The 13,111-nt window shown below is 32.3% G+C and carries 12 protein-coding genes; 9 read left to right on the top strand and 3 right to left on the bottom strand.

Annotated features, from left to right (window positions below; genetic code table 11):
* Window positions 1-298, top strand: a 298-nt coding sequence (locus tag CD111_RS00500; protein ID WP_103268484.1) for a transcriptional regulator, SarA/Rot family, incomplete at its 5' end; no start/stop codon positions are given.
* 63 nt (window positions 299-361) lie between these two features.
* Here the strand turns inward: CD111_RS00500 and mnmM are convergent.
* Complete coding sequence (gene mnmM / locus CD111_RS00495; protein ID WP_095087347.1) at window positions 362-922, bottom strand: tRNA 5-(aminomethyl)-2-thiouridylate-methyltransferase MnmM; 561 nt, start codon at window positions 920-922, stop codon at window positions 362-364.
* The gene (gene mnmL / locus CD111_RS00490) at window positions 919-1,878 is read right to left on the bottom strand and encodes a tRNA modification radical SAM protein MnmL/YtqA (RefSeq protein ID WP_095087348.1); all 960 of its coding nucleotides are present in this window, start codon (window positions 1,876-1,878) and stop codon (window positions 919-921) included. Before mnmL ends, mnmM begins: the two co-directional genes overlap by 4 nt.
* A gap of 120 nt (window positions 1,879-1,998) precedes the next feature.
* Here mnmL and CD111_RS00485 point away from each other — a divergent pair, with 120 nt between their 5' ends.
* The 3 genes from CD111_RS00485 (at window position 1,999) to CD111_RS00475 (ending at window position 6,178) form a co-directional block, all read left to right on the top strand.
* Window positions 1,999-3,180: an MDR family MFS transporter gene (locus CD111_RS00485; RefSeq protein ID WP_095087349.1), complete on the top strand. Its 1,182-nt coding sequence runs from the start codon at window positions 1,999-2,001 to the stop codon at window positions 3,178-3,180.
* A gap of 279 nt (window positions 3,181-3,459) precedes the next feature.
* Window positions 3,460-5,844, top strand: a complete 2,385-nt coding sequence (leuS, locus tag CD111_RS00480; protein ID WP_095087351.1) for a leucine--tRNA ligase — start codon at window positions 3,460-3,462, stop codon at window positions 5,842-5,844.
* A gap of 22 nt (window positions 5,845-5,866) precedes the next feature.
* Window positions 5,867-6,178 (top strand): rhodanese-like domain-containing protein, encoded by a 312-nt coding sequence (locus CD111_RS00475; protein WP_095087352.1) that lies wholly within the window; start codon window positions 5,867-5,869, stop codon window positions 6,176-6,178.
* Window positions 6,179-6,323: 145 nt separating this feature from the next.
* Here CD111_RS00475 and CD111_RS00470 read toward each other — a convergent pair whose 3' ends face one another.
* Window positions 6,324-7,583 (bottom strand): BaiN/RdsA family NAD(P)/FAD-dependent oxidoreductase, encoded by a 1,260-nt coding sequence (locus CD111_RS00470; protein WP_095087353.1) that lies wholly within the window; start codon window positions 7,581-7,583, stop codon window positions 6,324-6,326.
* Between the two features lie 121 nt (window positions 7,584-7,704).
* Between CD111_RS00470 and CD111_RS00465 the strand changes: the two genes are divergently transcribed.
* From CD111_RS00465 to dat, 5 genes are all read left to right on the top strand, one after another.
* Complete coding sequence (locus CD111_RS00465; protein WP_095087354.1) at window positions 7,705-9,339, top strand: putative polysaccharide biosynthesis protein; 1,635 nt, start codon at window positions 7,705-7,707, stop codon at window positions 9,337-9,339.
* Window positions 9,340-9,341: 2 nt separating this feature from the next.
* Complete coding sequence (locus CD111_RS00460; protein WP_095087355.1) at window positions 9,342-10,049, top strand: pseudouridine synthase; 708 nt, start codon at window positions 9,342-9,344, stop codon at window positions 10,047-10,049.
* A 70-nt stretch (window positions 10,050-10,119) separates the two neighbouring features.
* Complete coding sequence (locus CD111_RS00455) at window positions 10,120-10,545, top strand: YtxH domain-containing protein (RefSeq protein ID WP_095087356.1); 426 nt, start codon at window positions 10,120-10,122, stop codon at window positions 10,543-10,545.
* Window positions 10,546-10,794: 249 nt separating this feature from the next.
* Complete coding sequence (pepV, locus tag CD111_RS00450; protein WP_095087358.1) at window positions 10,795-12,213, top strand: dipeptidase PepV; 1,419 nt, start codon at window positions 10,795-10,797, stop codon at window positions 12,211-12,213.
* Window positions 12,210-13,058 (top strand): D-amino-acid transaminase, encoded by an 849-nt coding sequence (gene dat / locus CD111_RS00445; RefSeq protein ID WP_095087359.1) that lies wholly within the window; start codon window positions 12,210-12,212, stop codon window positions 13,056-13,058. Before pepV ends, dat begins: the two co-directional genes overlap by 4 nt.
* The last annotated feature ends 53 nt before the right edge of the window (window positions 13,059-13,111 follow it).

Below are 13,111 nucleotides of genomic sequence, written 5' to 3'. Positions count from 1 at the left end.
GGAGTTCCTTACACTAGTCGTATTATGGGATAAAGGAACAATGAGTCTAAAAGAATTAGACGAATATATTGATATTAAACCTTATAAAAGAACGAGACTTTATAATAATTTAGTTAAAAAAGGCTGGATTAAAAAATCTCGTCCAGAAAATGATGAAAGAACAGTCATTATTGAAGTTAATAAAGATCAGATTAATGAGAAAAATGAACTTATAGCATTTGCATGTGAAGAAATAAAGAAAAGAAAAAATGAATTTCAAGAACAATTTAATTCAATAGTAGAAACTTGTAATATTTAATATAACAAAAGAGAAGCAATTCATGATTTATAGTGAATTGCTTCTCTTTTCTATATATTCGTGTTAATTTCGTTTTTCGATAGCAATAATATAAGGTGGATTATTTTTCTGATTTATAAATTGATAGTGTAAAACGTGTGCATCTTGTTGATCGATTGACTTAACAAATTCATTAACTTCATTAGATTCTATCTGACCTTCAGGATGACCTGGATAAACGACTAACACAATGATGCCATCTTTTTTAGTAATGTTAAATAAAGTTTGGATAGCTTCTATTGTTGTGTGTGAATTAGTCGTAATTTGCTTGTCACCTTTTGGTAAATAGCCTAAATTAAAAATTGTTGCATCGATAAATGGGTGGTCATTGTTAATTATAGAAGCAGCATGTTCGTGTCCAAGTTGAAAGTAGTGTATGTTGTTAAATTCTTGTGTTTTTACTTTAGTGTTAAGGATAGCTTCTGCTTGAATATCGAATGCATATACTTGTCCGTTTCTCACTTGATTTGCAAGGAATAAAGTATCGTTACCATTACCACAAGTAGCATCGACTACTATACTATGTTCATCAATATGTGATTGGATAAGTTTTCTCGCAAAAGGTAAGATGCCATCTACAATCATGACTGAATACCATTTAATTTTTGATAATGACTACCTTGCATTGTGCCACGTTCTTTTAATTCATTGTCAATCGCATTAAGCACTTCCCATTTATTAACACTCCACATTGGACCAACCATTAAATCAATCGGACCATCACCCGTAATTCTATGAATGATCATTTCTTCAGGTAAAATTTCTAACTGATCACATACAAGTTTCGTATAATCATCTTGAGTCATAAACTCTAGCATGCCTTTTTCATATTGTTTGACCATCGGCGTACCTTTTAATAAATGTAATAAATGAATTTTTATACCTTGAACATCCATTTGAGCGACTTCTTTAGCAGTTTCCATCATCATATTATAATCTTCACCAGGTAAACCATTAATAATATGTGTACATATATTAATGTTATGTTTTCTTAATTTCTCAATGCCTTCATAATAACACTTCATATCATGGGCACGGTTTATTAAATCTGATGTTTCTTGATGTACAGTCTGAAGACCGAGTTCCACCCATAGGTATGTTCTTTCATTTAATTCAGCTAAATATTCAACGACATCATCCGGAAGACAATCAGGTCGCGTTGCAATAGATAATCCCACTACATTCTCTTCAGCCAATGCGGCTTCGTATTTTTCCCTTAATACTTCTACTGGTGCATGTGTATTTGTGAATGCTTGAAAATAAGCAATGTATTTACCTTCAGCCCATTTTTCATGCATTTTATCTTTAATTTCTTTGAATTGCACATGAATGGGTTCTGCTCTATTACCTGCAAAATCACCACTACCAGCAGCTGAACAAAATGTACAACCACCATGTGCAACGGTACCATCACGGTTTGGACAATCGAATCCACCGTCAATTGCTATTTTAAAAATTTTCTCACCAAATTTATTTCTTAAATGATAATTCCATGTATGATATCTCTTATTATCAAACGCATAACGGAATTGTTCTGTCATAATATTCCACATCCTGTTCTTGAAACTTCCTAAAGCATTTTAACATATAATATTGAACTTTTGCAGAAAAAGGTTTAGACTATTCAAATTGAGAATAGATCAAGATTGGAGTGATTAAAGTTGAAAATGCCGAAAATCGTCAAAATGCTTATTATTGGTATGGCGATTAATATAACTGGATCTAGCTTTTTATGGCCGTTAAATACAATATATATGAATGAAGAATTAGGGAAGAGCTTGAGTACTGCCGGAGTAGTTTTAATGATAAATGCATTTGGCAGTGTGATTGGAAATTTATTAGGTGGATCTTTGTTTGATAAAGTAGGTGGTTTTCGCTCCATAATCTTTGCATCTTTATTGAACATAGGAAGTTTAATTGGACTAAATTTCTTAAATGATTGGCCATGGTATCCATTTTGGTTAGTTATATTAGGATTTGGTGGTGGCATTATTGTTCCAGCAATTTATGCAATGGCGGCAGCGAGTTGGCCAAACGGGGGACGCACTACTTTCAACGCAATATATTTAGCCCAAAATTTAGGGGTATCAATTGGAGCTGCGGCCGGAGGTTTTGTTGCTGATTTTAGTTTCCAATATATCTTTATGGCAAATTTATTGTTATACGTAATTTTTATCATAATTGCATTAAGATATTATAATATCGATTTGGATATACATGTTAAAAATAATGAGGGCATCACGAGTGCTTCGAATATTAAAGATAAAAAGAAATTTACTGCACTTATTTTATTATGTGTGATGTTCGCGTTATGCTGGATTGGATATGTACAATGGCAAACAACAATTGCTACGTATACACAATCAGTTGGCATTTCATTGAAACAATATAGCCTGTTATGGACAATAAATGGTGTGTTAATTTTATTAGGTCAACCTTTAATTGCGCCATTTATAAATCGTTTTAAAGAGCGTTTAAAATTACAAATGGCTGTCGGACTAGGCATATTTATTGTGAGTTATTTAGTAACAAGTATAGCGGAACAATTTACAATGTTTATTGTAGGTATGGTTATACTCACATTTGGAGAAATGTTTATTTGGCCGGCAGTACCGGCAATTGCAAATAAATTAGCGCCAAAAGGAAGAATGGGTGCATATCAAGGAATTGTAAATGCTTCATCAACAATTGGTAAAGCTTTTGGACCAGTTGTTGGTGGCGTAATCGTCGATGTATATGATATGAAAATCATGTTTTATAGTATGATCTTGTTAATTTTAATAGGTTATTATTTCTTAATGATTTATGACAAAGGAATAAGAGAGCAGACAACCTATAAATAAAACTTGCATATTTTCTTGAAATTGCATAATATTAGGGTAAGTAGTAAGGAGAATACACTTATATGTGAATCTTAAGAGAGTCAGTGGTGCTGAGAACTGATGATATCCATATGAAGTCACCTTAACAAATGATTTAATTATATAAAGCAATCTCAATTCTTATAAATGAAGTGCACTGTTAAAGTGAATTCTGGGTGGTACCGCGGCATAATGATAAAGTCGTCCCAACTGTTAAGATAGTTGGGATGGCTTTTTTTATTTTTTAGGAGGAGTTATTAAATGAATTATAATCATCAACAAATTGAAAAGAAATGGCAATCTTTTTGGAATCAAAATAAAACGTTTAAAGCAAGTGATAATGTTGGACAAAAGAAATTCTATGCATTAGATATGTTTCCATATCCATCAGGTGCGGGCTTACATGTTGGTCATCCTGAAGGTTATACGGCAACTGATATTATATCTAGATATAAGAGAATGCAAGGCTACAATGTATTACACCCAATTGGTTGGGATGCATTCGGGTTGCCTGCAGAACAATATGCAATAGATACTGGTAATGATCCAAAGGAATTCACAGCTAAAAATATTTCAACATTTAAACGCCAAATTCAAGAATTAGGTTTTTCTTATGATTGGGATAGAGAAATTAATACGACTGATCCTGAATATTACAAATGGACACAGTGGATATTTATTCAGTTATATAATAAAGGGCTAGCATATGTAGATGAGGTTGCTGTGAACTGGTGTCCGGCACTAGGTACAGTATTATCTAATGAAGAAATTGTTGATGGTGTATCGGAACGCGGTGGTCATCCAGTCGTACGTAAACCAATGAGACAATGGGTTTTAAAAATCACAGAATACGCTGACAGATTGCTTGAAGATTTAGAAGATGTCGATTGGCCAGAGTCTATAAAAGATATGCAACGTAATTGGATAGGACGATCTGAAGGTGCTGAATTAACGTTCAAAGTAGATGATACTGACTTATCATTTGATGTATTCACTACAAGACCGGATACAATTTTTGGTGCAACTTTTGCAGTCTTATCACCAGAACATCCACTCGTTGATAAGATCACTTCAGAAGATGAGAAAGAAGCGGTTAAGGCATATAAACATGCAGCTTCACTTAAATCAGATTTAGAACGAACAGATTTAGCAAAAGATAAAAGCGGTGTATTCACTGGTGCTTTTACAACAAATCCATTAACAGGCAAAAAAATGCCTATTTGGATTTCAGATTATGTATTAATTAGTTATGGTACTGGAGCAGTAATGGCTGTACCAGCACACGACGAAAGAGATGGAGAATTCGCTGAAAAATTCAATTTAGATATTATCACTGTATATAACGATGAAGGCCAGATGATTGATTCAGGTGTTTTAAATGGATTAACTAAAGAAGAATCTATACCTAAAGCGATAGAATTGCTTGAAGCTCAAGGAATTGGTCGTAAAAAAGTAAGCTATAAATTAAGAGATTGGTTATTTAGTAGACAACGTTATTGGGGAGAACCAATTCCAGTCATTCATTGGGAAGATGGTACGATGACGACAGTACCTGAAGAAGAGTTACCATTATTATTACCAGAGACAGATCAAATTAAACCATCTGGTACTGGTGAATCTCCACTTGCAAATATTGATGACTTTATAAATGTAGTTGATCCAAAAACAGGTATGAAAGGTCGTCGTGAGACAAATACGATGCCACAATGGGCAGGTAGTTGTTGGTATTATTTAAGATACATCGATCCACATAATGATAAACAACTAGCAGATCCAGAAAAAATTAAACACTGGTTACCAGTAGATTTATATATTGGTGGAGTTGAACACGCAGTACTTCATTTACTCTACGCTAGATTCTGGCATAAAGTTCTATATGATATTGGTGTTGTACCTACTAAAGAACCATTCCAAAAGTTATTTAATCAAGGCATGATACTTGGTGAAGGTAATGAAAAAATGAGTAAATCTAAAGGTAATGTAGTAAATCCTGATGATATAGTTCGTTCACATGGTGCAGATACATTACGATTATATGAAATGTTTATGGGTCCATTAGATGCAGCTATAGCTTGGAGTGAAAATGGATTAGATGGTTCACGTCGATTCTTAGATAGAATATGGCGTTTACTCGTAACAGAAGACGGGAACATAACGAATAAGGTTGTTATTGAACCGACACCTTCTTTAGATAAAGTTTATAATCAAACAGTTAAGAAAGTTACAGAAGACTTCGATACTTTAAATTTCAATACAGCAATTAGTCAAATGATGGTATTCATTAATGAATGTTATAAACAAGAAAAAATTAATAAATCATATGTTGAAGGATTCGTTAAATTACTATCACCAATTGCACCACATATTGCTGAAGAATTATGGAATAAGTTAGGACACGAAGATACGATAACGTATGAAGAGTGGCCAACATTCGATGAATCGTTACTTGTTGATAATGAAGTTGAAATTGTAATCCAAGTAAATGGTAAATTAAAAGATAAAGTTAAGATTTCGAAAGACCTATCTAAAGAAGAGATGGAACAAGTAGCACTAGATAACGAGAAAGTTCAAGCTGCTATTGAAGGTAACACAATACGAAAAGTTATTGCGGTACCTCAAAAATTAATTAACATAGTTGCAAACTAATATAGGTAGGAGTGGATTAATAATGAAAGAAGTATCAGTAACAGAATTAGCAAACCTTGTGTCATCAAGTGACCCAATTAATATTATTGACGTACGTGAAGATGATGAAGTCGCTTTTGGTGTTATTCCTGGCGCAAAACATATTCCAATGGGAAACATTCCAGATGAACTGAAACATTTCAAAGATAATGAAACTTATTATATTGTTTGCGCAGGTGGCGTAAGAAGTGCAAAAGTTGTAGATTATTTAAATGATCATGACATAGATGCAGTCAATGTTAAAGGCGGTATGAACGAGTGGGGCGATGACGGCCTAGAAAATAATAGAGTTTAAAAAAGAAATATTGAGTATCTCTATACAAAAGAGCAGTAAAAATTCTTTGTAATAAGAATTTTTACTGCTCTTTTTATTTATATGAAATAAAAGTTATGTTAGATTAAGATAATTTTTTGAAATAAATATATTGAATTTGAAAAATTTAAAATTCATGCATTGCTGCATTTAATCCGGCTACGTATCCTGTTACAAGCGCACTTGTAATGTTGTATCCTCCGGTATAACCATGTATATCTAGTACTTCCCCTGAGAAAAATAATCCTGAGCACAATTTGGATTGCATCGTATGAGGCTCAATTTCTTTAATGTTGATTCCACCACCCGTAACAAAAGCTTTATCAAGGGGTAATGTACCATTTACTTTGAAAGTAAATCCTTTTAAATTATCTACGAATTTTCTTATATGTTGCTGCGATATATGATGATACGTAATTTCTTTGTCAATATCAGATTGATCTAATATAAAATGGAGATATCGTTCTTGAATGATACCTTTTAGTCCGTTTTTAATCGCTTTGTTTGGCTCATCCTTTAACTTTTTAATAATTTGTTGTTCTAAGTCATGTTTCTTAATTTCAGGGAATGCATCAATAGACATATAAATTTCTTTAGATTTTTGAGATTTTTGTTCTTTATATACAAATTGGCTACATCTTAAAGCTGCTGGTCCAGAAACACCGAAATGTGTAAATAACATATCCATTTGATGTGTAATACGAGGTTTGCCATTTTTCTTTAATACTGATAAGCCAATGTTTTGTAAACTTAGTCCTTGTAAAGATTTATTCTTAATGAATGGTTCGCTTGACGTAATAGGTACTTCTGTAGGAAAGAGTTCAGTGATCGAGTGACCTAATTTTTCAGCAAATTTATAACCATCTCCGGTTGAACCCGTGTGAGGTACACTACATCCTCCTGAAGCAATGATTACAGTGTTCGAAGGGATAAATGTACCATCATTTAATTGAACACCGGTAACGTGTTGATTTTCGGATTCAATTAATGTTACGGTCGTTTCTTGACGTATTTCAACGCCATTATCTTTAATCGCTTGAACAAGTGCTTCAACGACATCTTGAGCTCTATTAGAAACAGGGAACATTCTCCCGTGGTCTTCTTCTTTCAACATAACATTTCTAGATTCAAAAAATTGAATGATTGATTCATTATCAAAAGTAGAGAAAGGACTGTATAAAAACTTTCCATTTCCAGGAATATTTTCTATAATTTCAGCATAAGGCAATCTATTTGTGACATTACATCTACCACCGCCAGAAATACGTAATTTACGGCCTAAACCTTTTTTCTTTTCTATTAAAAGAACGCTTTTGCCATTTTTACTTGCGCTATAAGCAGCCATTAAACCGCTTGGACCAGCACCAATTATTATTGTATGATACATAAGTTACCTCCATATGTTGATGTATAATAGTTTAACTAAATTTGTGATTTAAAAAAAGTAGTAGAAAAGAAATAAACCTGTTATTATTAAATTTAAAAGTAAATTAGATAGGGATGAAAATATGTCAGAGAGTAAAGCTTTAGTGAGGGGGACATTCCTGCTCACTGCCAGTATATTAATTACAAAAATATTAGGCATTTTATATTTAATACCATTTTATGCAATTATAGGTGATGAAAAAAACCTTGCACCGTTTACATATGCTTATCAACCATACACAATCATGATAACAATCGCAACTGCAGGTGTTCCATTAGCTGCTGCAAAATATGTATCCAAATATAATGCACTTGGTGCACACAAAGTTAGTCAAAAATTATATCGATCGAGTTTTGTCGTTATGATTACTTCTGGTGTTGTAGGTTTTCTAATATTATATTTACTATCACCAACTATTGCTCAGTTAACTTTAGCGAACAAGGAAGGAATAGAAGGTGGATGGACAGTTGAAGATATTACAACTGTGATTAGAACGATTAGCTTTGTTGTATTGTTTATTCCTTTATTAGCTACTTGGAGAGGAATCTTTCAAGGGTTCAATTCGATGGGGCCAACTGCAGTTTCTGAAGTAACAGAACAAGTTGCACGTATAGCATTTATCTTAGGTGGCAGTTATATTGTCTTAAATATTATGGATGGTTCTGTTTTAGTTGCCAATCAAGTGGCTACTTTTGCTGCTGGTATAGGCGCAATTGTAGCGTTATTAACTTTATTATATTATTGGATCAAGAGAAGACATCTTATTAAAGCTGAAGTCGCGCAAGATACTAGTGATATAGATGTCTCGTATTTCAATATTTATAAAGAAATAATTAAATATAGTATTCCATTTGTTATTGTTAGTTTATGTTTTCCAATTATTAATTTAATTGACCAATTTACACATAATACTGGTTTAGCAATGGATGGGGTAAATAGTGAGTTACAAGATATTTACTTTACAATGTTAAGTATGACAACAAATAAAATTGTCATGATACCAACGTCATTAGCAGCAGGGTTTGCAGTAAGTTTGATACCGTTTATAACAAACACATACAACTCTGGAAGAATCGATGCGATGCATCATCAAATTAGAAAGTCACTAGGTGTCCTTCTTTATTTAACGATCCCAGCATCTATCGGTATCATGGTTTTAGCACAACCTTTATATAATGTTTTTTATAATTATAATTTAATGGGTACAGAAATTTTATTCTGGTATGCACCAGTAAGTATATTAATTGCATTATTATCAGTAACAGCTTCTATGTTACAAGGGATAGACAAACAAGCTCTAACAGTGTGGATCGTAATAAGCGCATTAGTTATAAAAGCAGTGATTAATTTACCTTTAGTAATGGTTTTCCATACTTTAGGTGCAGTGTTAGGTACTGCAATAGCATTACTGACTGCTGTTGTATTAAATTGTATCGTTCTATGGAAATATGCGGATTTTAATTTTAATGTGACATTTTATCATACATTGAGAATTACTTTATATACGATAATCATGGTTCTATTTGTAGAAGTAAGTTATTTCGTATTGACGTTATTTATAGACCAAACTTCGAAAATAGGCGCATTAATTATTTTAATAGTTGGTGGCATAGTTGGAATGATTGTATATGGATATTTAACGATGCGTTCTCGTTTAGCAGATGAATTTTTAGGTGATATTACAAGTAAAATTAGACGCAAAATTAAGTGGGTGTAATGATGAGATTAGATAAATTTTTAGCAAATTCAGGTATTGGAACTAGAAAAGAAGTTAAAAAATATTTAAAGAAAAATTTAGTTTCAGTTAATGATGAAATAGTTAAAAAAGCAGATATGCATATAAATCCTGAACAAGATGTCATTACGTTTGAAGATATTCCGATAAGTTATGAACCTGTCGTATATTTAATGATGAATAAACCAGCTGGATTCATTTCAGCAACAGAAGATGATGAACATGAAACAGTCATCGACTTAGTACCTGAATATATGCACTTAGATTTATTCCCTGTAGGTCGATTGGATAAAGACACTGAAGGTTTAATTCTATTAACAAATGACGGAAAATTTTCACATAAAATTATGAGTCCAAAACAGAAAGTGCCTAAATTATACTATGTCGAATTAGAAGGTACGATTCGGGATGATGCTGTAGAAATCTTTAAAGCTGGAATCGATTTAAGTGACTTTACATCATCACCAAGTGAGTTAGAAATTATTGAAAATGATTATGAGTCTATAGCGCATGTAACTATCTATGAAGGTAAATTTCATCAAGTAAAAAGAATGTTTCATTCAATAGGGTGCGAAGTCACATATTTAAAAAGACTAAAAATAGGTAACTTAGAATTAGATGAAGATTTACCAGTTGGAGAATATAGACATTTAACAGATGAAGATTTTCATAAATTAAATGTTGATTTGTAATGTCGAAGATGTTTAATATGAATTGAAAAGGGTATTAAAGAATATATTATGAAAATAGAGGTGGATACAAATGGCTAAAAAAGCAGGTTTATTTAGAACATTGGTTGTATTAGGCGGAACTGCAGCAGCAGTTGTCTTGTCTAAAAAGGAAAATAGAGACAAACTTAAAAATGAATATGGTAAATACAAAGAAGACCCAGAAAATTACAAAGAAAACGCAAAACAGAAAGCGAACGAAATTAAAGATAAAGCACAAGACGAATATTCTAAGTATAAAGAAGATCCAACTTCATACAAAGAATCAGCAAAAGAAAAAGCAAAAACTGAATTTCAAAAAGCTAAAGAAGATCCAAAAGGATATGCTTCAAATACAAAATCACGCTTGAAAAATCAATCTGATGATCCAATCGATCAAAGAGAAGCGAAGTTTGATGATGAAGGCGGAGCAGCTAACAATAATTTAAGAGTAGTTACTGAAGAAGACTTGAAAAAATAATAAGATTTATTGTAGACCGGCAAACACGATGAATTGCCGGTCTATTTTTTGTGTTAAATAAAAGTAAGACATACAAATTGGGAAATAATAAGATTTAAATTTTAATTAGTGAGAAGACCATAGACGTACGTAATAGGAAATATGATTTTGAATAAAAAATTTAAAAATTATCTGCATTTCTATTTCATATTTCTTAAAATATCATGTATTATAAAGATAACTATTTAAGTAAGAAAGAGATGATTTTCGATGTGGAGAAATAAAGTTAAAGAATATGAAGAAGATATCATAAATGATTTAAAGGGGCTCCTTAGCATCGAAAGTGTTAGAAATGATGCAGAAAGTACATACGATGCACCAGTTGGCCCTGGACCTAAAGAAGCATTGAATTTTATGTACCAACTAGGTGAAAGAGATGGTTTTTCATTTAAAGATATTGAGAACATTGTCGGAAGAATTGAAGCTGGTAAAGGCGAAGATTTACTTGGTATATTATGTCATGTTGATGTCGTGCCTGCAGGAACTGGATGGGAAACAGATCCGTTTAATCCTGTTGAAACGGAGACATCTATTATTGCGCGTGGTTCTTTAGATGATAAAGGCCCAACTATTGCTGCTTATTATGCAGTTAAAATTTTAGAAGATATGAAAGTAGATTGGAAAAAACGTATACATATCATTGTTGGAACAGACGAAGAATCTGATTGGAAATGTACAGACAGATACTTCGAAACAGAAGAGATGCCAACTGTAGGCTTTGCACCTGATGCTGAATTCCCATTGATCCATGGTGAAAAAGGTATCGTAACGTTTAATATATTACAGTCAGGTTATGTAGAAGATAATGATGAACCAGAAGTAGAATTAAAAGCATTTTTCTCTGGTGAACGCTTTAATATGGTTCCTGATACAGCTCAAGCCAAATTATTAATTAAAGAACAAATGACAAATGTTGTTCAGAAATTTGATTTATTCTTAAATGAATTCGAAATTGAAGGAGAAACGTCCATTGATGAAGGATTCTTAAACTTAACAATTTTCGGTAAGTCAGCACATGGTATGGATCCAACTTTAGGTGTTAATGCGGGACTATACTTAATTAAATTTTTAAATAGACTAAATTTAGATAAATATGCAAGTTCTTATGTTAAATTCGCCAATGATTACTTAGTAGACTCTCCTAAAGGTGAAAAAATGGGAATGAAGTTTGCTACTGAAGAAATGGGTGAGGTTACTACTAATACTGGTATATTGAGTTATACAGATGTTGATGGTGGCCAATTTGGTATAAATTTAAGATACCCAGAAGGATTTGACTTTGATCAATCTTTATCTCGTTTTAAAGCCGAAGTTGCAGAACGAGGATTTGAAATTGAAATGGATAAACATCAATTACCACATTATGTTGATAAGAATGATCCATTTATCAACCAATTGTTATCTGCTTATCGTGATCAAACAGGAGATCAATCAGAGCCGTTTACAATTGGTGGAGGCACTTATGCTAGAAACTTAGATAAAGGTGTCGCATTTGGTGCAATGTTTAGAGATTCTGAAGATTTAATGCACCAAAAAAATGAATATATTACAAAAAAACAATTATTTGATGCAACAGCAATTTATTTAGAAGCAATTTATAACGTTTGCGTATCGGGGGATGCTAAATGACATATATTTTTATAAATAATAAATTTGTAGATGAAACAGAAGGTAATGTGAGTTATTCAGATAGAGGATATAATTTCGGAGATGGTATTTATGAATATCTGCGCGTTTATGACGGTAAATTATATACTGCTAAAGAACACTATGAAAGATTGTTTAGAAGTGCGAAAGAAATTGGACTTAATTTAAGCGAATATACGGTTGAAGGACTAATTGATATTACGAAAGAATTAGTCAATAAGAACGATGTTCAAAATGGTGGTGTATATATTCAAGTTACACGTGGTGTTGCACCTAGAAATCACCCGTTTCCTAGTGAAGATACAAAGCCAGTATTTACAGCATTTTCTAAAAGTTATGATCGACCATACGATGAATTAGAAAATGGTGTTAAAGCAATCACGGTTGATGATATTAGATGGTTAAGATGTGATATTAAAAGTTTAAATTTACTTGGGAATGTATTAGCTAAAGAAAAAGCCACTCAATGTGACGCACAAGAAGCGATACAGCATAGAGATGGTATCGTAACAGAAGGTAGTTCAAGTAACGTTTACGCTATTAAAGAAGGCAAGATTTATACACATCCAGCTAATCATTTAATTTTAAATGGGATTACACGTCGAGTTATTCATAAAATTGCGAACGATATAGATGTACCTTTTATAGAGGAAGCATTTACAGTGGACTTCTTGAAAGATGCTGACGAAGTTATTATTTCGAGTACATCAATTGAAGTAATGCCAGTTATTCAAATTGATGACAAAATCATTAACGATGGTAAAGTCGGAGAAATTACAAAAAAATTACAAAAATTATTTGATAAATCTATAGAGTCTAATATATAAAAAAATTAGTGTAAATTTAATATGCCTGTAAATGAGATGAATACAGTATAATT

The organism is Mammaliicoccus stepanovicii, from assembly GCF_002902525.1.
GTDB lineage: Bacteria > Bacillota > Bacilli > Staphylococcales > Staphylococcaceae > Mammaliicoccus > Mammaliicoccus stepanovicii.
The sequence above is the reverse complement of the archived record's forward strand: the minus strand, read 5'-3'. Positions and strand labels throughout refer to the sequence as shown.